The sequence below is a fragment of the Muricauda sp. MAR_2010_75 genome, assembly GCF_000745185.1.
GTDB lineage: Bacteria > Bacteroidota > Bacteroidia > Flavobacteriales > Flavobacteriaceae > Flagellimonas.
In genome coordinates this window covers 4356073-4380626 of the sequence record NZ_JQNJ01000001.1, presented here as the reverse complement: position 1 = coordinate 4380626, position 24554 = coordinate 4356073, and the positions used below count along the sequence as shown (strand labels likewise).

General features: G+C 41.9%; 15 protein-coding genes. 8 read left to right on the top strand and 7 right to left on the bottom strand.

Annotated features, from left to right (window positions below; translation table 11 throughout):
- Window positions 1-13: 13 nt before the first annotated feature.
- The 5 genes from FG28_RS19715 to FG28_RS19695 form a co-directional block, all read right to left on the bottom strand.
- Window positions 14-1495, bottom strand: a complete 1482-nt coding sequence (locus FG28_RS19715) for an aminotransferase class V-fold PLP-dependent enzyme (RefSeq protein WP_036385838.1) — start codon at window positions 1493-1495, stop codon at window positions 14-16.
- A gap of 199 nt (window positions 1496-1694) precedes the next feature.
- Entirely contained in the window at window positions 1695-2657 is a 963-nt protein-coding gene (locus FG28_RS19710) for an N-formylglutamate amidohydrolase (protein ID WP_051947528.1), read from the bottom strand.
- A 23-nt stretch (window positions 2658-2680) separates the two neighbouring features.
- Complete coding sequence (locus tag FG28_RS19705) at window positions 2681-4078, bottom strand: SusD/RagB family nutrient-binding outer membrane lipoprotein (protein WP_036385836.1); 1398 nt, start codon at window positions 4076-4078, stop codon at window positions 2681-2683.
- A gap of 12 nt (window positions 4079-4090) precedes the next feature.
- The gene (locus tag FG28_RS19700; RefSeq protein WP_051947526.1) at window positions 4091-7594 is read right to left on the bottom strand and encodes a SusC/RagA family TonB-linked outer membrane protein; all 3504 of its coding nucleotides are present in this window, start codon (window positions 7592-7594) and stop codon (window positions 4091-4093) included.
- Between the two features lie 104 nt (window positions 7595-7698).
- A complete protein-coding gene (locus FG28_RS19695) occupies window positions 7699-8853 on the bottom strand; it encodes a FecR family protein (RefSeq protein ID WP_036385835.1) in 1155 nt (384 codons plus the stop codon).
- 115 nt (window positions 8854-8968) lie between these two features.
- Here FG28_RS19695 and FG28_RS19690 point away from each other — a divergent pair, with 115 nt between their 5' ends.
- Window positions 8969-9556 (top strand): RNA polymerase sigma factor, encoded by a 588-nt coding sequence (locus FG28_RS19690; RefSeq protein ID WP_036385834.1) that lies wholly within the window; start codon window positions 8969-8971, stop codon window positions 9554-9556.
- 127 nt (window positions 9557-9683) lie between these two features.
- Here FG28_RS19690 and FG28_RS19685 read toward each other — a convergent pair whose 3' ends face one another.
- Window positions 9684-10403 (bottom strand): sulfite exporter TauE/SafE family protein, encoded by a 720-nt coding sequence (locus FG28_RS19685; protein WP_036385833.1) that lies wholly within the window; start codon window positions 10401-10403, stop codon window positions 9684-9686.
- A 120-nt stretch (window positions 10404-10523) separates the two neighbouring features.
- On the opposite strand from FG28_RS19685, the gene FG28_RS19680 reads away from it, so the two are divergent.
- On the top strand, window positions 10524-10946 hold the full coding sequence (locus FG28_RS19680; protein WP_036386927.1) for an Lrp/AsnC family transcriptional regulator: 423 nt from the start codon (window positions 10524-10526) through the stop codon (window positions 10944-10946).
- A 372-nt stretch (window positions 10947-11318) separates the two neighbouring features.
- Window positions 11319-11582: a hypothetical protein gene (locus FG28_RS19675; RefSeq protein ID WP_156102334.1), complete on the top strand. Its 264-nt coding sequence runs from the start codon at window positions 11319-11321 to the stop codon at window positions 11580-11582.
- Between the two features lie 359 nt (window positions 11583-11941).
- Here the strand turns inward: FG28_RS19675 and FG28_RS19670 are convergent, their stop codons facing one another.
- Window positions 11942-12520, bottom strand: coding sequence for an RNA polymerase sigma factor (locus FG28_RS19670; RefSeq protein WP_036385830.1), 579 nt, complete (start codon window positions 12518-12520; stop codon window positions 11942-11944).
- A gap of 132 nt (window positions 12521-12652) precedes the next feature.
- On the opposite strand from FG28_RS19670, the gene FG28_RS19665 reads away from it, so the two are divergent.
- The 5 genes from FG28_RS19665 to FG28_RS19640 all read left to right on the top strand — a co-directional run bounded on the left by FG28_RS19665 (window position 12653) and on the right by FG28_RS19640 (window position 24550).
- Entirely contained in the window at window positions 12653-13801 is a 1149-nt protein-coding gene (locus FG28_RS19665) for a FecR family protein (protein ID WP_197062639.1), read from the top strand.
- A gap of 196 nt (window positions 13802-13997) precedes the next feature.
- Entirely contained in the window at window positions 13998-17303 is a 3306-nt protein-coding gene (locus tag FG28_RS19660; RefSeq protein WP_036385827.1) for a TonB-dependent receptor, read from the top strand.
- A gap of 22 nt (window positions 17304-17325) precedes the next feature.
- Window positions 17326-18804, top strand: a complete 1479-nt coding sequence (locus FG28_RS19655) for a RagB/SusD family nutrient uptake outer membrane protein (protein ID WP_036385825.1) — start codon at window positions 17326-17328, stop codon at window positions 18802-18804.
- A gap of 191 nt (window positions 18805-18995) precedes the next feature.
- The gene (locus FG28_RS19645; RefSeq protein ID WP_036385820.1) at window positions 18996-22379 is read left to right on the top strand and encodes a VCBS repeat-containing protein; all 3384 of its coding nucleotides are present in this window, start codon (window positions 18996-18998) and stop codon (window positions 22377-22379) included.
- Window positions 22376-24550, top strand: coding sequence for a PQQ-binding-like beta-propeller repeat protein (locus tag FG28_RS19640; protein ID WP_036385818.1), 2175 nt, complete (start codon window positions 22376-22378; stop codon window positions 24548-24550). Before FG28_RS19645 ends, FG28_RS19640 begins: the two co-directional genes overlap by 4 nt.
- The last annotated feature ends 4 nt before the right edge of the window (window positions 24551-24554 follow it).

Here is a 24554-nt window from a genome sequence, read left to right as displayed (position 1 = left end):
GATTTATTTGGTTTTAGATTTCAAACCATTGGTCTAGGTCCAGTCTTTGGTTGGATTCGGACTTGTGGTAAAAGGTATTGCTCATGGGATCGTAATCATATGCTTTGGCCATTTCAGCACCATGCTCCGCTATTTCGCGAAGTGCATCCAGTATAAGGTCCAGTTCCCCATCCGTCATAGTGGGATGGAGTGAGAGACGGACCCACCCAGGTTTGTCCTTAAGGTTCCCGTGCTCGATCTGGTCGGTAATGTGCCGTGATCGTTCTTGGGTGACCTCCAATAGTATGTGTCCATAGGTGCCGGCACAGGAACAGCCGCCCCGGACCTGGATTCCATAGTGGTCGTTCAATAATCGGACCACCAGATTGTAATGGAGATGTTCCACATAAAAGGAAAAGACTCCTAAGCGGTACCTGACTTCCGGTGCGAATACATGCAAGCCCTTGATCTTTGGCAACTCCTCGAAACATTTCCTTGTAAGTTCATTTTCCCGTTGCCGGATCTGCTCAATGCCCATTTTTTCCTTCAGAGCGATCGATAGGGCTGTCCTTATGGTCTGTAGGAATCCAGGCGTTCCACCATCTTCCCGGGCCTCAATACTTTCAAAAAAACTGTGCCCTCCCCAAGGATTTGTCCATTTTACCGTTCCACCACCTGGATTGTCCGGAATCCGGTTCTTGTAAAGCGCCTTGTCGAAAACCAGAACGCCTGAACTGCCAGGCCCCCCCAAAAACTTATGTGGGGAGAAAAAAATGGCATCCAATTTCCGCGCCTTGTTCTCCGGGTGCATATCAATCTGGACGTAGGGTGCTGATGCGGCAAAATCTACAAAACAGTATCCGCCGTGCTCATGCATGATTTCCGCCAGCTCATAATAGGGGGTTCCCACCCCCGTGACATTGGAACAGGCAGTAAAGGAACCGATCTTAAGTTTTCGGTCCCCATATTTCCGTAATTCCTTTCGTAATTGTCGGGAGTCGACGAACAGGTCTTCGGTAGGTTCCAGTAGGACCACATCCGCAATGGTCTCCAACCAAGTCGTCTGGTTGGAATGGTGTTCCATATGGGTCAAAAAAACTACCGGTCTTTCGGCCTCTGGAATCGAGAGCGAGTTCTGGAACTTTTCAGGGAGCTTTAGCCCCAAGATGCGCTGAAACTTGCAGAGCACCCCGGTCATACCCGTATCGGTGGTGATGATGACATCTTCCTCGGTGGCATTGACATGTTCCTTGATCCGGTGTTTGGCCTCCTCGTACAGGTTGGTCATCAGTTTACCGGTAAAAGTGGTCTCGGAATGGGTGTTCCCGACAAAGGGTCCGATTTTATTTTTCATGATATCTTCAATGGGACCATATAACCTGCCGCTTGCGATCCAATCCGCATAAACGATCTTTTTGGTCCCAAATGGGGTTTCGATCTCCTGGTCGATACCGATAATATTTCTTCGAAAGGAATCGAAGTACGATTCCAATGTTACCGTTTCTTGCAATCTCATGTTTCTATTTTAAAAGCTGCCCTTTACTGAAGGAACATCGCATACTAACTCAAATAACCTTAGTATATGTTTTTCCAATCCCATAATGGAAGAATGTACATTCCTAAAATTTGGTTCGATCAGTAAGGACAGCCTTTCTATGGATTTTTATTTTATTGGATAGAACCATCCCATGCTATCGTAGGTCATGGGAGTTGGTTCAGTGGTTCCAATGTGTTGTCACAAAGTCCAGATAAACGGTTACCGATCGGGCAAACGCCTCAGAAAACTTTTTCCGATTTTCCTCACTGTCCCGTACACCCTGAAAATTGGCCTCGATCTGCATCCCGAAAACTTTGGGATGATCGGAAGTAGTATACCTTCTGGTATTATACCCTCCATTGAAGTAGGCCTCGCCCTCCTTGGGATAAGGGTCGCCTTGGCTTGGAACCGCAGGGAAACCGGCTTGTTCCATAAGGGTTCCAAAAGCGTTTTCCCCGGTCAAGAGTTGGTTGAGTCCCAATTGTGCGTTATCCTTTAATAGGTTCCGTACCGAAGTGTTTCCGCCGATTTCAGACTCGGAACTTTCCCCTTCCCTTAGTTCCTTAAGGGCAGGTGTCCTAAGTAGGTACCCTAACTCCAAACGTTTTACTTTATGGCTTTGGCCGTGAAGGTCGATGTACATCGCATATCCGTATTTTTTGATGGCCGCATCCAAGGCCTCCTCGATATGCTTGTGATATTGTCTCCAGATATACTCCATTTGGGGGTTTCCACAGGTGGCCTCCTCCAGATCCCGGTTAAAATCGATCTTAGTCCTTGCCAACCGGGCAATGACCAGATATGGTTTTTTACCATGGGCCTTGAAGGCGTTTTCAATTTCAAGGGCAAGTTCGGCCGTGTTGTTATCCATTACCTTCGCGCCACAATCCCTGTCCTTGACCTCCTCGGGTGATATGGTTCCCCCATGTGGGGCACTGATGACCAGAGGCATATTGCCCTTTACAGTTTCCAACCAACTATCCTTGAATGTTTTCCGTCCTTCGGACAAAACCTTTTTGTCCGAACCGTCCGTTGTGCTTTTGCCACCAGCGCACTGCACTTGAAGAAGTGCAGTGGCAACTAGAAGGCAAATGAGCATGTTTTTCCCAATATTTCCTTGAAAAAATAGATCCCTATGCATTTTTCGGTGATTTAATTTTTCAATTATTGATTGACCTTGGTAGGTTCATATAAACCAGGGTCTGCCGGGGCCATTGGATTGGAAAGGACCTCGTCCTGGGGATACAACATACGCTCCACGTTTTGTGTACTGGTCGGTACGTTCAAAGGAAAAGGCACCGCTACGTCCGAATCATTCTTTCGGAGTCTGCGCGCATCATCGAATGGCATATAGGTGGTAAAGCCAGAAACATATCGTTCTTCGATGATTTCCCTGAGCAAGGCAGTATTCGGGTCTGTCCCGTCTATATTTTCCATGCCACCGGAATTGAAATCCCCGGCCACATAGGCTTCATATAAATAGGGTTCGGCGGAAAAATTCGCATTTAGGAAACTTCCGGTATTCAGATAGGCACGCAACTCGTTCAAATGTCCCAAACCAATTTCGAAACTTTGGGTACGGGCACCCGCTTCCGCCAATATGAGCATATTCTCCTGAAATGTGATCATTGGCTGTGGTTCAAGTTCCTGTGCTACACCCAGATTTCCGTCCGCATCCGATTGGTCGATGACATAGTACTGGCGCCTGGCCGTTTCATCGGTCTTGGCATTGTTTCGGGAGATTCCACTGGTATCGTCCAATAGCTGCATCAAATAACTGTCCCCGGTCCCTGTGTTCGGGCTACCGGCCAAAACAATGTAGTATTTGTTTTTGGTGGCGTTTTGCCCCGTAACGTCAAGGGGATTGAACATCATGTTGTTATCACTAGTGGAAATCCCGTTCAAGGCTGCACTATAAGCTTCGCCATATGCTTTGGTATGCATAAAGTAACGAGCTTTAAGGGTCCATGCGGATTCGAGCCATTTGTCGCGGTCTCCTTGGAAGATGTAATCCTCCAGAACGCCAAAACCGGCAGCACCCTCTAAATCGGCGATGGCACTGTCCAACAGTATCTGTAACTGTTCAAAAACATAGAGTTGGTCATCGAATTCAGGGTTTTCTATATCACCCAATGCCTGTGAATATGGGATATCGCCGAACAAGGAAGCATAAGTACCCACCAAATGAGCTTCTACTACCTTGGAGATACCCAATAATAGGGGGTTGTCCACAGCTCTGTCCTGTATTTGCCGCACTGGCGTCAAAACATTTTGGTAGCCATCCCAATCAAAGGTATTGTTGGCGACATTGTATTGATATCTTTCCAGTTCCACTTGTTCAAAACCGGTCAGTTGTCCGGACCAATAACCCGCCATTCTACTATAGGCCCCCAATTGGATGCCGATGTTTGAAAGCTCCGCGCCGTTTAGGAAAAGACCTGCGTCAATATCTGTTAAAGTTAATTGGTTCGGATTTTCGTTGAGATCTTCGACCATTTTTTCACAACCAAAAAAAACGAAAGCCGTGAAAATCAAAAGAATTTGTATATATGTTGATTTCATGATTATTAGGTTTTAGAAATTGGCTTGAAGGTTAAACAAAATCGAACGTGTTCCGGGATTGTTGAAGTAATTCATTCCGAAGGCATTGCTGACACCATAGTTATTGGTCTCTGGGTCCACATCCTTGATACCGGTCCATAGAATCAAATCCCGTCCCGTCACCGATATCCGGAACGAATCCAATGCCAGTTTTTTGCTCAACTTAATGCCCGAAAAAGTATACCCTAGGGTCACGTTACGGAGCTTGGTCCACGTGGCATCCTCGATGTACAGATCATTGGTCTTGTTGAAACCTAGGCCTCCACCGATACCGCGATACCACGATTCGTCCAATAATACATTGCCTGCACCAAAGTCTGCAATGTTTCCCCTTACCGTGGTACCTGCAGGGATTATGTCCCCATTGACATTAACAAGGTCCTCGGATAGGGTAACTTCTTGGGACACGTCCTCATGGACACCGAAGCCATAAAGAACGATTCTTGTCCTGTTGATGTAATCTCCACCTTGGGAGTGTTCAAAAAGGAAACTGAAGTCAAGATTTTTATAGTTGAGTTGCATACCGACGCCTCCCCTCCAATCAGGATTGGGGTCACCCAGAACACGGCTATCGGTGTCCAATTGTGGAAATCCATTGGCATCCAATGCTATACTATTGTCCTCATTACGTAGGGTTCCTGGCAAGAAAAAAGAACTCATCGGGTATCCCTTGACCGCTTTGGAGGTCCCCCCGATATCCACAGTTTCTGCACCAGCAATATCTACCACCATATTTTCATTGTTGTTAAAATTGGTGTTTAACGACAAGGTTAAATCTTCGGTTTCGATCAACTTGCCAGTAAGATCGACTTCAAGACCCTTGTTCTCGATGACCGCGGCGTTCTTATAGTTAAAGTTGAAACCGGAACTCGGATTGGCTTTGACGGCAAAGAGGATGTCCTTGGTTTCATTTCTATAATAGGTAAACCCTAATCCCACTCGGTCTTTAAAGAACCGTAAATCGGTACCAACTTCCCACTCTGTCTTAATCTCTGGTTTCAGATTTGGATTTCCTTTTTCCGAATCGACCATAAAACTTCCACCAAAAGAGGAAAAGCCCGTAGTGGCCAAAGTCTCGAATTTATAAGGAGCCGGTTGGATGCCCACCTTTCCCCATGCTGCCCTAAGCTTTCCGAAACTCAGGAAATCAGAGGAACCTACCAGGTCACTGAACTGCCAGGCAAGATCTACCGAAGGATAGAAAAAGCTACCCTTTATGGTGGACGAAGCTTCCAAGGCTCCTGAAAAATTGAGGAACAATTGACTGTAAAGGTTTATTCCCAAAATACCATAACCACGGTTTGAGCGAATATGTTGAAGATTACGATTCCAAGAACTGGCCGCTTGGTCCGGATTGAGATCTGGTGTGGGTAACCTTGAATCAACGGCAAAGGGACTTATTGTATTTGTATTGATAGCTCTTTTCCGATCATTGAAGTTAACACCGAATGTAGCGGATACCCCTAAATCATTGCTAAAGTCATGGGTAGCAACTATAATCCCATCTAAATTGAACTCCTTGCTGTTAATATCTGTCTGACTCCAATACCCGCCACTTCGAAGACCACTAGCCGAACCGATTGGATAAAATTGACTTCTTGCATCAGTATAATAATCCAGACCGCCCCTTAAAATGACTTTTAGCCAATTGGCAGGATCAATGGTCAACTCGGGATTGATGATGAAACGGTTGACATCATTGGGTGCTTTTTGTTCGTTTAAGGTCCACAAGGGATTGTTGTAAATGGGATTTTCAGATTCGCCCAATTGGCGTCTATAGGACCTTTGACGATTTGAGATGATGTCTCCATTGGATGCCGTGTAGGTTCCGATATAGTCTGTGATGTCAAAATCGGGTGCTGTTCTCAGTAATCCTAAAAGAATACCGTTAGTTGTTTCCCCTGCCTGTTCAATACGATTCGATTTAGTATTGGTAAAGGATACTCTATTGTTCCAACTCAGCCAATTTGTTATTTGGAACTTGGTGTTCAACCTAACATTTTGTCTTTTATAATCATAATTTTCGATGATTCCTTTTTGATCCAAATTCTCATAACTGAAAAAGTAAGAGGCTCTTTGCCCTCCTCCATTCACGGATACATTATGTTGTGAAAAGGTTCCAATACGAAAAACCTTGTCATAATTACTATCAGTAAAAGTTTCTCTTGAGTTTTTTGAGATTACGGAATAATATCGATTGCCGGTTGTGTTTGACAAAAAAGAGGCTCCGGATGTATTCAAGTCATCGGGCTCACCTGAGCGGTCTGCGATTTTGTCTCCCCAAGATTCCGCAAAAGAAGTACTGAAAACTCCATTACGTCCTTGTCCAAAGGAGTTCTGAAGAGGGGTCCTGACATTGATATAATCATAGGATTGTGAAAAAGTATATTGTATGGTTGGCTTTTGACCTAATTGACCGTTCTTGGTCGTAATCACAATAACCCCATTGGCAGCGCGGGAACCCCAAAGGGCAGCAGCTGATGCACCTTTTAAAATCTGAACCGAGGCGATATCCTTTGGATTGATGTCGTCCAATCGGGATTGTTGGCTGAGGGTGACGCCTCCGATATTGTCATTGCTCACTGGAATACCATCCAAAATGATCAAAGGCTGACTGGCGCCTTGGATGGTATTTGCACCACGGATCTGAATGGATGATCCAGCGCCTGGGTCACCGTTCGATTTACCGATCCTTACACCTGATGCTTTACCCGCCAAGGCATTTATAACCCCGGCTTCTCCGGATTTTGCAATATTCTCGGATTGAATGGAGGAGCTCGTGGAACCTGATTCATCCTTAAGTTGCTTGGTACCGATGGCCGTGACGATCACTTCATCCAGATTACTGACACTAGGGGTCATGGCAATATTGATGATCGGATTGTTCCCAATGGTTATCTCAGATGTCTGGTACCCGATATAGGAAAATACCAGGATATCGCCTTCGGAGGCATCAATGGCATAGTTCCCGTCGAAATCGGAGGAAACTCCTTTAATGGTCCCCTTAATGACAATACTGACCCCTGCTAGGGGGGAGTTGTTCTCATCAGTGACTGTTCCTGTGATGTTAATGAAATTTGGCTTCGAGGACTTTTCTGGTTGGGTACTGATCTTTTCCGGTTCATTTTTCCTTTTTACAAGGACGATCAACTTTCTCCTGATTTCATAAGAAACGTTGCTTTCGGCAAGGATAATATCCATCAGGACATCGATCTTAACTTTTTCCACATCCACTGTGATCCTTTTGTTCAAATCCAAGGTTGAATTTTTGTAAAGGATATTGTAATCGGTATTCTCCTCAATTTTTTCGAAAACGGATGCTATGGATGCATTTTCCATCTTCATCGAAACGAATCTTTGGGAATATGAATTATTGGCATTGAGTTGGAACAGTGCAACCAATAAAAACAGGGCGGAAATTTTCATTTTCAAATCTATTTTACCACTAAAATAGCTTTTGCATAGTGTGTTTTTCATACTTTTGATATGGTTTAAAAATTGGTCATTCAGTTTTTGAATTGTTTGAAAACCAGGGATTGTTCCCGCAATTCCTGGTTCTTTTTTGTGGTTTAGGTCATAGGCTAGTTGCTTTTTTGAGTTAGTATTATTTTATCGTTGGTTATCTTATAGGCAAAATCCTTGATTCTTTGAAATCCTTGTAGCACCTCTTCAATAGTTTCCGTTTTGAAGCGACCCGTGTACCGTTCACTTTTAAGAAGGTCCCCCCTTATTTCGATGGTCACATTGTAGTGCCTCTCCAATTTTTTGGTAATGTGGATGAAATCTTCGTTTTTGAAATACAGGATACCTTCCTTCCAGGCAATGTACCTGCTGACGTCCACATCGGTCAGTTGAAGTTCTTTATGACCATTGGAATAGGATGCCATTTGGTTCGGTTTCAAAAGGAGGTGTGATGCTTCGGAACCATTGCTCCTTTTGACCGAGAGACTGCCTTCCACCAAGACCACTTGAACGGTTTCGTCATCGGGATAGCTGGATAGGTTAAATTGAGTGCCCAAAACTTTAGTGTCCAATTCCCTTGTTTTGACCCTGAAAGGGCGCAAGGAATCGGATTCTACGGTGAAATATGCTTCCCCTGTCAATTCTACATCCCTTGGTCCCGAAGCATAAAATGCCGTGGGATAGGTCAAGGAAGAACCGGAATTGAGATAGACCTGGGTTCCATCGGAAAGCACAATCTCGAATTTTTTCCCATAGGGTACGTTGAGGGTATTGTATACCAAGGGTTCGCCCAAATCATCATTCTCAATGCTAACTTTTTTGTATACAATCTTAGATCCATCCTGTTCAGCAATGATATTGTTTGAACGCGTGACAATACCTGAGGCATCCTTGTTCGATAGTTCCTTGGTCGTACCGTTGTCCAGGACAATGGTGACTTCCTGTTGGCCAATGGTCTTTGGGGTATTGTTTCGTAGCAAAAGCAATGTTGATATTCCGATGAGCCCGATAAAAATGGCAGCATACCGCAACCAAGCCTGTCTTCTTTTTCTTTTGGATCGTACCAAGAGGTCAAATTTTGACAGTAATTCCTTTTTGTACTGTTCGGCATTTTCCTGACCGAGGGACCGTGTGATCAAATAGTGAAGCTCGGCCGATTCCTTAAAGGAAGAAGGATTGTCCTTGACCCATTGGGCCAATTGCTGAATTTCATCCGGGTTTGAAGGGTTTTCAAAGAAATTGAAAATAATTTTTTTGATATGTTTATTTTTCATTATCGTTAAATGCGGATTACCAAAATGTTATTTGTAAAACGATCTGAAATTGACAAACCCTTGGTTTTAATCAAAAAATATTGATAATATTGATCGGACTTAGAAGATAGGTGCAATGGATTCCAATGATATCGGGGGAAATATTGATTTAATCTCAATCCAAAAGGGCAGTCGAAAAGAATTCGAGAAGGTTGTTGAACTTTACTATAACGAACTCTTTTTTTATGCCAAAAGTTTATGTAGGGACGAATTGTTGGCTAAGGATTTGGTCCAAGAAGCTTTTTTTGGACTATGGCAAAAAAGGGAATCTTTGAATGCAAAAACGGTCCTTAGGGGATGGCTTTATCTTTCATTGAAGAATAAATTTCTAGATTATGTAAAAAAGTACAGAAAGGAAACCTATTTTTTCGAGAGGACCTATTCGGAGACTATGGAAACCCTTTCACAACAGGAACACCAAGAAAACCTATCCAGAAAGATTGAATTGATGGATAGGGAGATTGCCTTGTTGCCCAAGAAATGTAAGCAAGTATTGGTCATGAGCAAAAAGGAAGGATTGACCAATGCGGAAATTTCGGATTATCTGGACATTTCCATCAAAACCGTGGAAGGCCATCTTTCCAATGCCTATAGAATCCTCAAGGAGAAGTTGTATGAGAAGTTTCAAATTTTGTTCACCGTAATCGGGTTCAGATCAAAATGATAGGGAAATAGGTCCTAACCTTGATAAACCGCGATAAGGTTGTGGCCAATTCAAACATTTGACAATCCTACCGTCACGTATTAAAGGTTTTTTTTCATCATTTTTTACATTACAAGAATTTTGCGGTTCATCTTAATAACAATGAAAATCCTGAAAGCATTAGCAAAAACAGGATGCTCTTTTTATAATGGGATTTTCCTGAAATGTTGAAAGTTTTCCTACCCAAAAACTGGGCTAAAAGGAAAATGGGAAAAATAATTGCGGCGTATTTACATTGCTCAATATTTAGAATGCCACTTAAGGCCAAGGTTGGTATTCTAGTAAGGGTAACAAGTCCCAAAATGCCAATCATCGTGGCCCTTATAGCATTGATTTTCTTGACCCTATTCTCCACACAGATGATATACAATGGTCCCCCAGTGGAGAAAACCCCTGAGAAAAAACCTGCAAGAATTCCAATACCTAGAATACCTGCGTTCCTCAGATTCAATTCTCGCTTACCTAGTAAGGAATACAACACGTAGGCAAGAATAAAGGCACCGAGCATTCTTTTTAAAAAGATTGGCTTGGAAAATGAAAGGACCAATATTCCTAAAACAACCCCTACAATTGATGTTATGGAAAGGTCAAGGATTGTCTTTTTATCAATGAAGACCCATTCCCTGTAAATCAGGAAAATACTTGAAAATACATAAAATAGGGAAATGTAGGCAATGGACTCCGGTAATTGAAACTTCAATAATAGGATGGGAAGTGCCACGAGAGAACCTGCGAATCCCATGGCACTTTGCACATAAAACCCTGCAAAAATACCTATGGCCAATGTGATAAGTGAAAATAAATCCATGTTTCAAAAATTAAACGGCTAATCTAGTGGGTTGCAAAATGGTTTTAAAATTGAAAATTTGGAAAATGCAGGGTATTTTAATTGAATAAGTATAATTTTGACCAAAATAACGTTGAAAGGATGGTTGATGGAATAGATAACCGAATAATTGGTCTTCTGAGAAAGAATTCTAGGTATTCATTTGCCGAAATCGGCAGAATCATTTCACTTTCGCCTTCATCTGTGAGGGAAAGGATTCAGAAGCTAGAGGATTTAGGCATAATCGAATTGTACAGTCTCAAGGTCAATTATGCCTTGTTGGGGTATGGGATGGAGGTCTTTATCCTTCTAAAGATTTTCGATGGAAAACTAAAGTATTTTTTGGAGGAAATCCATGACTTTGTTGAAGTGGAGGAGGCACATAGGATTACAGGCCCTTATAATATCCATATTAGAGCAATTCTGCGGGACCAAAAACATTTGCAGGACTTTGTGGACAGGCTGATCAATTATGGAAGTCCAACAACCCTTTTGATTCTATCCGATATTGAAAAGAACTTGTAATTCATAAGTTCATTGTAGTGTAAAACACAGTGTAATTCTGTGCAAATGGCATTTGGGGGATTTAACTGATTTTATTTGAGTTTAATTGTTTACTTTTAACTCGTGAAAATCATTATTTCATACGAAGATGTCCTATGGGATGTCCTATTTTGGGAAAATCGACATAATATTCTGGATATTAATGGGTTAGCGCCTCTTTAAGAGGTCAGTCATCCCGACGAACCACTAAATAGGTGGTATCAAAGCACTGTCAACTGACTGATTGACAGTGCTTTTTTTATTGCATTCATTTGAAACCAGCTGAATTTACCTTTCTACTAAAAAATTCGTTTGATGGATCACTGTTTTTTTGAGTAGAACAGGTTCTTGCCTTTGGAAAGGTTTGAAAACAGTATTGGCCGTGAGATCATTAAGAACGGGAATCAGACAGGTACGATTATTGCCATTATCAGGGACATTGTAAAGAACCAGACGCTTCTCACTATTGGCATGCAGCAAGCTTTGTTCAATCTGGAATTGGACAATGATGGGCAAGAGGATTATTTTCTAGAGGACATGATGGAAAAGAATCCACCAAAGCCATACCCAGTATTTGAAGGTGAGGTATTGGGCCTAGGATTAAGCATGATCGTTTAGAGAAAAAGGCAGCCTCCCTTCAAACAGATTTAATGGAAATCATTAAAAAGGTCAAAGTGGTCAAGAATAGTTTTGGGAAGAGTTATCTGAAGCTTGAAATAACAGAAGGTTAGGTTTGAACGATATAAGTTTGAAGCCAAAAGACCTTTGGATTCCCAAATTCGATGAGAAGACTATATATAATCGATTAGATAAAGTTGCCTCGCTCAATAGTATTAGTTTGGTAAGTTTTGGGAACCTTGAAGTGTTACAATAGACTTGCTTATCTTCAATTAATTTGTAAGATTAAAAAATTAATATGGTTTAATTTTGGCTTGCCAAAAAAGTTAATATGATTGAAATATTTTACTTTTAAATAACTAGAAATTTGGATTGAATATCAATAGGAAAATAGACTCAAATTGTTCTCCCAACCTTGCTCGAAGTATTGTGAAGGCCTTGGTGATCTGAGCTTCAACCGTTTTTAATGATATGCCAAGATGTAATGATATTTCATTATTTGTGAGCCCTTCTTTTTTACTGAGACAGAAAACCTCCTTGCATTTGGGGGGAAGTTTTTCGATTTCCTGATAGACAATCTTTATCATCTGGACAATTGTGTTTTCATCCGATTCCTCCACAATTTGATTCAAAGTCTCCACATATTTATATTGTAGGAGCATCTGGGCCTTATCCTTTTGATATTGGTTAATAAATTCATTATGGACAGATCTAAAAAGGAAGTTCTTTATGTCATATTTACTACTGAGTTTTTTGCGGAATTTCCATGTGTTCAAGAAAACATTTTGAACAATATCCTTTGCCAATGGTGGATTCTTTACTAAAGTAAGCGCGTAAGCATACATACGGTTTCCGTATGTGTCCACCAAATATTCATAAGCAATTTCCTTGCCATTGTTCAGTGCCTTAATCAATTCCTCATTATCTTTAAATTCCATTGGTTATGCGTTTTCAAGAAACTAAAAGTAAATATTTTGCGAATATTAAAAAAAATAGACAAAAAATTAGGGTATTGTGATTGTGCTTTGTAATTCTTAAAACGAGCTCAACTAACAATGTCGTCAAAAGGTATGGATTCACTTCTGGTAAAGTTTCTTTGCGATTCCGCAAATAGCCATGATTTGGATAGCTTGAATGAATGGATTCAGGATCAAAAACATGATTCCACCTTTAAACAATATGTAAAAACCTACTATGCAATAACAGTTTCAATGAACGAACTCGACAAGAAGGAAATTAAGCAACAACTTTTCAAGGAAATTAGAAAGGATAAGAATGTTTTTTATCAAAAGCGGATGGGAACTTTCTTCCGCTATGCCGCATTGATTGTTATTTTATTTGGAGTGGGTTTTATGTTTAGAAACCAATTTTTTCCCGAAACAGAAAGTGTTAACCCAACCATTGTTCCACGCACCGATCAGATAACCCTACAGTTGGACAACGGTGAAGTAAAGGTCCTTAATACAGATACCAATGGGAGCATACAGTCTGCCAATGGCAATTTGGTGGGTATCCAGAAAGGTAACACGATTAAATACGAAAACGCTAAGCAGGAGACCATCATTTATAATACATTAAAAGTACCCAACGCCAAGCGTTTCAATCTTGTGCTTTCTGATGGGACCAAAGTACACCTCAATTCAGGGAGCTCCCTTCGTTACCCGGTAAGTTTCTTGCCTGGACAAAAACGCGAAGTGTTCTTGGAAGGCGAAGCTTTTTTGGAAGTCGCCCATGACAAGGAACACCCATTTGTGGTAAACGCCCATGATTTGAATGTTGAAGTCTTGGGTACGCGGTTCAATCTATCCGACTATGGGGAGAATAGTGATACTGAGGTAGTACTGGTAGATGGACTGGTGAGTCTGGAACCTCTCAACAATTTCGATGAAAATAGCAAGGTGTTACTTGAGCCAGGCTACATGGGCTCTTTTAATCGCTCCAACAAGAATATTTCCAAGTCAAAAGTCAATACCTCATTGTATACCTCTTGGGTAGAAGGTAGAATTGTGATTCGGAACGAACCTTTCGAAAATATTTTGATAAAACTTCAACGCTACTATAACGTCACTATCATAAACAACAACGAATCCTTGGCAAAGGAACGGTTCAATGCCACCATAGAAACTGAAAAGGAAACAATTGAGCAGGTGTTGAACTATTTCAAACAGGTTTATCGGATTGACTATGAAGTAGTGGAAAACAAAGTAGTAATTAACTAAACATCATAATTCTATGCACTGTACACAATCCCCTTTCCGCTGAACCGTAAAATAAAAATCGGGAAATGCTGCTACATTCCCCGACGAAAATTCAGTGACCTATAAACTAATTAATCACTAAAACTCAACCAAAGTTATGAAAAGCTTCTGGAAGTCTGGCTATATAATACCCCGGACACTAAATTTAAACCTTAAAATGAAGTTATCGCTTGTTGTACTATTTACGATAACCTTATCGCTGCAAGCCAAAAGTTCCTACTCTCAGTTAACCAAAGTCACCCTGGATGTGGAATCGGCAACTGTAGCGGAAGTTATAGATGAGATTGAATCGACCACCGAATTCACTTTCATTTTTAAGACTACTGCTGTTAACCTTAATCAAAGGGTTACCCTAAAATTTACTAAAGCCAATATTGAGGAAGTTTTAAACCGTTTATTTGATAAGACCAGAACGGTTTTTGAAATTCTCGATAGAAAAATAATCCTTACTGAAAGCCAACGATCACGTATTGACGATCAAGATAAGGCTGAAATTGAGCAACCTATACAGTATCAGGTGTCTGGGACTGTGGTTGACTCCCAAAATGTACCCTTGGGTGGTGCCAATATTGTAGAAAAAGGGACGACAAATGGAACCCAAGCCGATTTTGATGGCAATTTTTCAATGACCTTATCCGATGAGAACGCCATTCTTATAGTTTCATTTATTGGCTATGGAACCAAAGAAATTCCCGCTAACGGTCAATCAAGCCTTACTATCATTCTTGAAGAAAGCGCGGCCGGGCTTAATGAAGTTGTTGTAGTTGGGTATGGTACCCAGCGTAAGGTGGATTTGACTGGGTCTGTTGTTTCTGTGGAAGTTGAAGAACTTGAGGAACTTCCGATTACAAGAACAGACCAAGCCCTTCAGGGTCGTGTTCCTGGTGTGTTTATTCAAAGTACCGATGGTTCACCCAACGGAGGGGTAAACATTCGGATAAGGGGGTCCAACTCGCTGAGTGCAGGAAATGATCCACTTATAGTTATTGATGGTTTTCAAGGCGGGTCCTTAAACAATTTGAACCCAAATGATATCGAATCCATTCAAGTTTTAAAAGATGCTTCTGCTACTGCGATTTACGGTTCTCGTGGAGCAAATGGGGTTATCTTGATTACGACCAAGACGGGAAAAATAGGAAAGCCGGTATTGACCTACAATACCTTTTTTAGTGTACACACGGTAAGAAGGGAATTGGATTTGCTCAATGCCTCAGAATATGCACAAACTGTCAATGCCCACAGGGTCGCTTTTGGTGGATCACCGGTTTTCAGTGATTCTGAAATCTCAAATTTCAGAAGCACCGGAGGTACGGATTGGCAAGATGAAATTTTCAAAAATGGTTTTGCCCAAAACCATGTGCTAAGCATTAGTGGTGCAAGTGAAAACGTTGACTACTATGTCTCTGGAAACGTGACCGATCAAGATGGAATAGTCTTGAACACTGGGTATACCAGATATTCACTTCGTTCCAATATCAAGACCAAATTAAGTGATAAGTTGAGTGTTGGGGTCAATGCTTTCCTAGCAAGGGAAGAAAACCACCCCACAACCTTGAACGGATTGAACAGTCCAATTTTTTCAGCGCAACTTTTTGCGCCGGTTTTGCCGGTCTATGAAGACGATGGGACCTACAGTCAACCTTCCGGAAGTTTTGGACCACCAACACAGTTCAACCCTGTAGGTGTGGCCAAGGAACCCATCAACCAGAATATTTCAAATACGGTAAGTGTGAATGCCAATTTTGAATATGAGATTATTGATGACCTTAAGTTAACGGTTAGAGGGGCATATCGTTCAGTTGATTTGGAAAACAGTGCTTACAACAATCAATTGGCAACAAATAAGACCCAATTGGAGACAGCTTCCATTACCAATCAAAGGAGTTTGACATTACAGAACACCAACCAACTGACGTATACACCCAATCTTGGTGAAGCTCATCGCCTTACCGTTACCGGGGTTCTTGAACAACAATATGAAAGGAATAACGGTAGCGTTGCTTCAGCAACCGGTTTTTTGACAGATGGAGTAACCTTTAACAATTTGGCGCTTGGAGCCAACCCTCAGGTACCCACTTCGTTCCACGATGAACGTTCATTGTTGTCTTACGTCGGAAGACTTAGTTATGCATATGACGATCGTTATTCTATAAATCTTACAGCCCGATCAGATGGTTCTTCCGTATTTGGAGCCAATAATAAAAGAGGTTTCTTCCCATCTGCTGGTTTTGCCTGGAACATCTCAAATGAGAGATTTTTGGAAGATTCAGAGGACATCAACAACTTTAAGTTAAGGGCAAGCTACGGAATCATAGGTAACCAGAATATTGCTCCTTTCCTGTCCTTGGCCAGACTTTCAACAACTACTACCATTTTGGGAAGCGGTGGGGCATCTGTTGGTGTAATTCAAGCTGCAACCGCTGCCAACCCCGATTTAAAATGGGAGCAGACCAGACAGTTCAACGTTGGGGTAGATCTTGATCTCTTTAACAACAGGCTAAACTTTATAGCAGATTACTATAAGAAAACAACCGAGGATTTGCTTTTGTTTGTACCGCTACCAGGTACCTCAGGGGTGGACAATGTTCTTAGAAACATTGCCGAAGTGGAGAACAAAGGGTTTGAATTTTATCTGGGAGGTACACCTTTAAAAACCGAGAGGTTTTCATGGGATTCTGGATTCAACATTGCTTTCAACAACAACAAAGTTTTGTCATTGGATGGAGATAGGGACGAGATTCCTGTTGCAGGGGTAAATTCACTTCCCAACTTTGGAAATGTACTCTGGTTAGAGGTTGGTGAATCCATTGGCCAAATGAGAGGATACATACAGGACGGGGTTTGGAAAAGTTCCGAAGCAGCCGAAGCTGCCACGTATGGCTCTTTCCCTGGAGCACCAAAATATGTTGATGTAAACAATGACAATCAAATCAATGGTGATGACATCACGGTTATTGGAAGTGCTCTTCCAGATTACACTTTTGGGTGGAACAATACCTTCCGATATGGGAATCTTGATTTGAACATTTTCATTCAAGGAGTCCAAGGCAATGACATATACAATTTGGGTAGAGTACGGTCCGATCGTACTTCTGGGGATGCAGATGCAACTGGTGCTGCGATTTTGGACCGATGGACGCCTCAAAATGAAGATACCAACGTGCCATCCTTCGAAGGAACCAATTCACAGGAGCAACTGCAATCGAGCAGATGGTTGGAAGATGGTTCTTACATCAGATTTAAGAACATTGCCCTTGGGTATAGTTTTCCATCAGAAATATTGGACAAGCTTAATATTTCCAAGGCACGTCTCTATGTATCGGGAACAAATCTGATCACCATTACGGATTACACCGGATATGACCCTGAATCTACGAACCAAGTAGATACACAAGCTGGTTTGGATACATCATCGTACCCATCCCAAAAAGTGATAACAGTAGGTTTGGATTTAGGTTTTTAAGAAATAATAAAAATTGATATCAATGAAGAAGTTATTTATAAAGCAGTTTTTGCTAGGAATTACAGCCGCTTTGGTTTTAGCGGGCTGTACAGAGTTGGAAGAACAGCCCGAAGGTTTACTATCCCCTGAAAGCTTTTTTGCAACGGAAGCCGATTTTGATGCCGCTACAGTTGGGATTTATAGAAACCTTTATGGGGGTTGGGGAAATTTTGACTTTAACAATACATTCCTAATGAGTGGAGGTAGTGAAGATGTTACTTCCAGACCTCCAGCGGCCAACTTAAAAGAATATGATGAGTTTCATCCAGATCCAAACAATGGTTTGCATGTTTCTGTCTGGAGAGCATTGTACCGTGCTATAAACAATGCCAACAGTGTCATTGCAAATGCTGAAACAAGTGAGTTGTCAAATTTGGACGGGTCAGTGGGTCAGGCTTACTTTTTAAGAGGGCTATCCTATTTTTATCTGACACAATGGTGGGGCGAGGTGCCCATAATCACTGTTGAAAACCAGAATGATGCTGCAAATGTGGGACAATCTCCAGTTAGTGAAATTTATGCAGCAATCATATCAGATTTACAAAATGCAGAAAATCTATTGCCAAACTCATTTCCTGAAGAGGCAAGAGCAGACCGATGGGCTGCCTCCGCAGTGTTGGCAAAAGTATATTTGACCAAGGCGGGTTGGCCATTAAAAGATGCAGCTAGTTATGCATTGGCAAGAGATAAGGCCAAGGAAGTCATGGATGGTGGGGAATTTAGTCTTGAAACGGATTTCGCCAATCTCTGGAGGGCTGACAATAAGTTCACCAGTCCAGAATGGATTTTCTTGTTCGCAGGTAGTTCAACTGCCGGTAATGGTACAGGTAGTAAGCACCACCATGCCACCAGACCTGGTAGCGAAGGAGGTTGGTCCGATTGGTTCTCTGAAGCACGATTTTTTAATGCCTTCCCTGATGGCTATCGTAAGGATGTGTCTTTCCACACTGTTTTTAGTGACGGTACAGCATGGGAAGATGGAGAGTTTGGACAACCGTATATTGGTAAATTTAGGGATGCAGGACCTCCCTGTGGCCCAGATGTGTCGCCTTGCGGTAGTACAGAAGGCGATTTGTTTACTCCTATTATAAGATATGCCGATGTTCTTTTAATATATGCTGAAGCAGCCAATATGGCTGGTAGTGGTCCTACGACCGAAGCCTATGAAGCAGTGAACATGATTCGTAGAAGAGCGAACAACCAGGCAATTGGTACGCCTGACCCTGCAGTTGACCTACCAGCCGGACTGTCACAAAGCCAATTTGATGATGCGGTCATCGCAGAAAGAAATTGGGAATTAGCCTTTGAGAACAATCGCTGGTTTGATTTGGTGCGTAAAGAAATGGTAGTGGAAGCCAATGAGGATTTATATCCCAATGTTTCTGCAAACAATATGCTACTGCCCAAGCCTGGCACCGAAGTTGAACTCATTGATGGTCTAGATCAAAACCCTGGATATTAGATGTGGGTACTAAGAAGTGGTTTCATAACGGCAATAGGACATGTTCCATTGCTGTTATGCCCTTCTTTTGTTGACCGATCGGGATTATTTCTCCTGTCATTGCGCGGCTCTATCTTAAAAGTGATGGTTCCAAATGTATTGGGCATTGGGATTGATTTGGAAAATTTTGAAACTAAAACTCCATGGATTCAATGAAGAGAAATCTTTTAGGTTTTTTGTTGCTGATGCTGTTAGGTTCATGCACCAAAAAGAATAGTTCCAGTAACCAACTTTTTGAAGTGTTGGATTCAGATTATACCGGCATCGAATTTAACAATCAACTCGATGAAAACACTTTTCTAAATGGTTTTGTTTACGAATACTATTATAATGGTGCGGGAGTTGCCACCGGAGACTTTAATAATGATGGATTACAGGATATTTATTTTGTCAGCAATAGAAGGGCCAACAGCCTTTACCTGAACAAAGGAGACATGAAATTTAGGAACGTGACCCGTTCCTCCAATACAAAGGGTGGGTTTGGTTTCCCTACTGGGGTCACAGTTGTGGACATTAACAATGATGGCCTCTTGGACATATATATCTGTAAATCTGGAAGAATTGCCAATAAAGAACATCTTAGGAATGAGTTGTTGGTCAATCAAGGTATCAATGACAAGGGCATTCCTGTTTTTAAGGAAATGGCAGGGAAGTACGGATTGGATATTCCTTTGAATTCTACACAAGCCGCTTTTTTTGATTATGACTTGGATGGTGACTTGGATATGTTCTTGATCAATCATGATATAGACGTGTACAGTTTGGATAGCATCCGAACCCGTATGCTGTCATTACCTGATAATACTGGTGAAAGACTTTTCAGGAACAACAATGGCATATTCACCGATGTTACCATGGAATCGGGGATAATCGCAAATAAACTGGCGTTCACTTTGGGAGTGGCCATTGGGGATATCAATAATGATGGTTGGCCAGATGTATTTACCAGCAATGATTATTCGGAAAAGGATCATCTGTACATTAATAATCAAAATGGCACTTTCACCGAAAGTTCATTAAAGACTTTTGGACATGTATCCAATTTTTCCATGGGGAATGACATGGCCGATATCAACAATGATGGGTTGTTGGATATTATGACAGTGGATATGACCGCTGAGGACAACTATACCCAAAAAACAAGTATGAGCGGAATGAATGTTGAGATGTTCTTTAAACATGTCAATTTAAATCTCCATCACCAGTATATGTACAATGCCCTTCATTTGAACAATGGTGTTGACCCAAAATCCAAATTGCCCATGTTTTCAAATATTGAACAGATTTCGGGAGTTTCCAGTACCGATTGGAGTTGGGGCCCCTTATTCTTTGATATGGATAATGATGGGTACAGGGATATTTTCGTTTCAAATGGTATAAAACGGGACTTTAGGAACAACGACTTTAAATTATGGCACAAAGAATATCATAGTAAGGAAAGGGAACAAGCCATGGAGAGTGGGCATCTGGACAAGGAAGCCTATATGAAAGAGGTGATAGACCGATTGCCCAAAAGAAAGAAAGAGAACTATTTCTTCCTGAACCAAAGAAATTTAAAATTCGATAAAGTTGAATTGGCCAGACAACCCTTGACAAACTCAAACGGTGCGGCTTATGCCGATTTTGACAATGATGGTGATATGGATATTGTGGTCAATAATTCGGAAGATAACGCATTGGTGTATCGGAACAACACGGATCAAAAGAACAACTACCTAATGGTCGAGTTAAAAGGGGAAAATAGCAATGTAGATGCCATTGGCGCACGTGTGGAAATTAAATCAAAGGGAGTACATCAAATTGCGGAACAATATTATTCCCGCGGTTTTCAATCAGCCATGGCAGACAATCTACACTTTGGATTGGGGCACCTGAACGTAATTGATACTTTGATAGTAAGATGGCCAAACGGTAGCATGCAGTATCAATATAATGTTCCGGTCAATCAAACCTTGGAAATAGCCTATCAGCCTACAGATACGTTCAAGGCAGATGATTTTCAGAACGCAGGATATCTGTTTACGGATATAACCGATTCACTACAGCTTAATTTTAAACATGCGGAAAACGATTATAATGATTTTGATAAAGAATCACTGATACCCCATAAAATGTCCATGATGGGCCCAGCACTTGCCGTGGCAGACGTGAATAACGATGGACTTGATGATTTCTTTATCGGTGGTGCCAGAAACCAAGCCGGAAGTCTCTTCATCCAAAAGCAAAATGGAGGCTTTGAAGTTTCAAATTCCATAGTTTTTGAAAAGGATAAGGCACACGAGGATATGGGAGCTGTATTTTTTGATGCAGACAATGATGGCGATCAAGACCTCTATGTTACAAGTGGAGGCAATGAAGAGGCCCCGTTGAGCGGGTATTATAGGGACCGTTTTTATGAAAATAGAGGGAATGGAATCTTTGCAAGACTGCAAAGCAACATTCCAGATATAGTGACCAGTGGGTTTAAAGTTGTAACTGGGGACTATGACGGGGATGGTGATCTGGACCTTTTTGTGGGAAGCAGGCTAAGGCCCATGAACTATGGTCGTTATTCAAAAAGTACAATTCTGGAAAACAAAAGTGAAAATGGCCAAATAGTGTTTGCCGATGTTACCGAAAAAGTTGCTCCGATGTTAATGGAACACACCATGGTTACTGATGCCCTTTGGACGGATGTCAATGGCGATGGGAGCTTGGATCTAATTATTGGGAATGAATGGGGGCCTGTGGAGATTTTGATCAATACAGAAAACATGTTTGAAGATGCAACCGCACAATTTGGGTTGGACAAACATATTGGTTGGTGGTTTGGACTGGCAGTAGAGGACGTTGATGGTGATGGGAACAAAGATATCATTGCAGGTAACTTAGGCCAAAACTATAAGTACAAGGCAACATTTGAGGAGCCTTTCCATATCTATTTAAACGACTTTGATGAAAATGACTCCAAGGACATTGTGCTTGCCTATCATCAAGACAGCACTTTGTATCCTTTAAGGGGAAGGGAATGCAGTTCCAATCAAATGCCGTTCATCAAAGAGAAGTTCAAGACGTATGACGCCTATGGAAAAGCCAGTCTACAGGAGGTGTATGGTACCAAGCTGGACGAATCCATTCATTATGCGGCCACTAATTTTTCAACAGGGATTTTTAGGAACAACGGACAAGGAAAATTTGATTTTCAGCCCATGACAAGTGATGTTCAAATATCATCGGTCAATTCCATTTTGGTTCATGATCTAGATGGAGATGATCTAAGTGATATGGTCCTGTTGGGCAATCTGTACTCTTCTGAAGTGGAAACCCCACGAAATGATGCCAGTTATGGACATTTCCTGAGAGCAGATGGAAATGGAAAATTCAATGTTGTTCCGGCAAACAAATCTGGACTCTTTGTTAGGGGCGATGTGAAGAACGCAGAATTTATACGCATTGGTGCTGAAAAGGATAATTCCTTAGGAATAATTGTGGCCAGGAACAATGACAATATTGCTCTATTAAAAATAAATACTAAAAAAGTAAACCATAAAATATGAGGGGTTTAACACCAAAACCTTTGAGTGCATTAGCATTTGGAATCCTTGTTTTTTTCTCATCCTGTATAGATTCAAAGGAGAAAGATTCAAGTGATTGGCCTACGTATGGGGGCAATTATGCAGGTAACCGGTATTCACCACTTGATAATATCAATGTGGACAACGTAACGGAACTTGAGGTTGCCTGGATGTACAATGCGGCTGATGTCATAGAAGAAGGGCAATTTCCTAGACAAATACAGTGTCAGCCTATAATGGTGGATGGGGTGCTCTATGGCACCACCTCCAAACTTAAGCTGTTCGCTTTGGATGCAGCCACGGGAGAAGAACTGTGGAAATTTGACCCCCAAGCCATTACTCATGGATATAATAGCTCTAGCCGGGGGCTCATGTTCTGGCAGGATGGTGAAGACCGTCGTGTTCTTTATACGGCAGGAACTTATTTGATGGCTGTGGATGCAAATACTGGTGAATTGGTTGAATCCTTTGCAGACAATGGAAGGCTTGATCTTCATATTGGATTGGAAAACGATAGGTTCGCTATTAAAGATTTGGTAGTCACGGCCACCAGCCCCGGGGTCATACATGATGATGTATTGGTCATGGGCTCAACGGTATCCGAATCTGGAGATGCGCTTCCCGGTGATATCCGAGGGTTCAATGTCCGTACAGGAGAATTGTTGTGGGTATTCCATACCGTTCCCAGACCTGGAGAATTGGGTTATGATACCTGGCCGGAAGATGCCTATAAAAAAATTGGAGGAGCCAACAACTGGGCGGGCATGGCACTTGATAAAAAAAGAGGTATGGTCTATATGGGTACTGGAGCACCCTCCGTAGACTTTTATGGCGGGGAACGTGAAGGAGCCAATTTGTTTGCTAATTGCATCCTTGCATTGGAGGTAAAAACAGGCAAGTTAAAATGGCACTATCAAGTAGTGCACCATGATCTTTGGGATCTTGATTTGGCCAGTCCTCCAAACCTTACCACAATAGAACATGATGGAAAGGAGGTAGATGTGGTTGTTCAAGTGACCAAAGATGGTTTGGTATATGTTCTTGATCGTGATACAGGGGAATCCTTGTTTCCGGTTGAGGAACGAAATGTGCCCACTGAAGGTCTTCCAGGTGAGACGCCCTATGCCACCCAAAAATTTCCACTTAAGCCCGATCCTTTGGTGACCCGTCAAGTCATTACAGAAGCTGATCTTCCGGATTCAATCACTTTTCCAGAGCTGCACGCAAAGGCTAAGGAACGCTTTCTAAATACAAAAGGAGGAGAAAAGTTCCTTCCACCTAGTATAGAAGGAGCATGGTATATTGGAATAAGTGGCGGAGCCGAGTGGGGTGGTAGTGCTGTAAATCCCCAAGGCGTGTTTTTCCAGAATGTCAATGAAATGCCATGGGAAATCAAAATGGTCAATGTGGCCGAACAGCTCAGGGAAACCACTTCATTGGGTAGCAAGTTATATGTTACCAATTGTGTCATGTGCCATGGGGTGGATCGAAAAGGGGATGGGTCGGAATTTCCCAGTCTTGTCAATATTGGCGAAAAACTAAGTAGGAGAGAGCTGTTCACCACCATTCGAAATGGTCGCGGTAGAATGCCCGCGTACCAGCATCTGTCCTATGAGGAAATAAATGCATTAACTGCATATCTGTCGAACATCGAGGAAGATCAGCCAAAAGATGAACATACTGATGACGGAAATGTGGAACAAAAAAGCAAGGATTTTCCCTATAAGCCAGAGTACAATCGTGGAAGGGGAGGTAAGGTCAATATCGATGGATATCCAGCCATAGACCCACCTTGGGGCACTTTAAATGCAATAGACCTCAATACCGGGGATTATTTATGGCGGGTCCCTTTGGGAGAATTTCCGGAATTGACCGAAAAAGGCATACCCATAACAGGAACAGAAAATACCGGAGGACCATTGGCAACAGCAGGTGGCTTGGTATTTATTGGGGCAACCCAAGATGAAAGGTTTAGGGCATTTAATAGCAAAACGGGTGAAATGGTATGGGAATACCAACTTCCGGCAGGTGCTTTTGCAACACCCATATCATATTCTGTAAATGGAAAACAATATATAGTTGTTGCAGCAGGAGGTATCCGTTTTGGGAAAAAACCAGGGGGCAATTACATAGCATTTGCCCTTCCTGAATAATAAG

What these genes read in the sequence shown, in the direction of transcription:
- FG28_RS19715 (WP_036385838.1), bottom strand. Translation starts at nt 1,495, where the DNA reads ATGAGATTGCAAGAAACGGTAACATTGGAATCGTACTTCGATTCCTTT.
- FG28_RS19710 (WP_051947528.1), bottom strand. Translation starts at nt 2,657, where the DNA reads ATGCATAGGGATCTATTTTTTCAAGGAAATATTGGGAAAAACATGCTC.
- FG28_RS19705 (WP_036385836.1), bottom strand. Translation starts at nt 4,078, where the DNA reads ATGAAATCAACATATATACAAATTCTTTTGATTTTCACGGCTTTCGTT.
- FG28_RS19700 (WP_051947526.1), bottom strand. Translation starts at nt 7,594, where the DNA reads ATGAAAAACACACTATGCAAAAGCTATTTTAGTGGTAAAATAGATTTG.
- FG28_RS19695 (WP_036385835.1), bottom strand. Translation starts at nt 8,853, where the DNA reads ATGAAAAATAAACATATCAAAAAAATTATTTTCAATTTCTTTGAAAAC.
- FG28_RS19690 (WP_036385834.1), top strand. Translation starts at nt 8,969, where the DNA reads ATGGATTCCAATGATATCGGGGGAAATATTGATTTAATCTCAATCCAA.
- FG28_RS19685 (WP_036385833.1), bottom strand. Translation starts at nt 10,403, where the DNA reads ATGGATTTATTTTCACTTATCACATTGGCCATAGGTATTTTTGCAGGG.
- FG28_RS19680 (WP_036386927.1), top strand. Translation starts at nt 10,524, where the DNA reads ATGGTTGATGGAATAGATAACCGAATAATTGGTCTTCTGAGAAAGAAT.
- FG28_RS19670 (WP_036385830.1), bottom strand. Translation starts at nt 12,520, where the DNA reads ATGGAATTTAAAGATAATGAGGAATTGATTAAGGCACTGAACAATGGC.
- FG28_RS19665 (WP_197062639.1), top strand. Translation starts at nt 12,653, where the DNA reads ATGGATTCACTTCTGGTAAAGTTTCTTTGCGATTCCGCAAATAGCCAT.
- FG28_RS19660 (WP_036385827.1), top strand. Translation starts at nt 13,998, where the DNA reads ATGAAGTTATCGCTTGTTGTACTATTTACGATAACCTTATCGCTGCAA.
- FG28_RS19655 (WP_036385825.1), top strand. Translation starts at nt 17,326, where the DNA reads ATGAAGAAGTTATTTATAAAGCAGTTTTTGCTAGGAATTACAGCCGCT.
- FG28_RS19645 (WP_036385820.1), top strand. Translation starts at nt 18,996, where the DNA reads ATGAAGAGAAATCTTTTAGGTTTTTTGTTGCTGATGCTGTTAGGTTCA.
- FG28_RS19640 (WP_036385818.1), top strand. Translation starts at nt 22,376, where the DNA reads ATGAGGGGTTTAACACCAAAACCTTTGAGTGCATTAGCATTTGGAATC.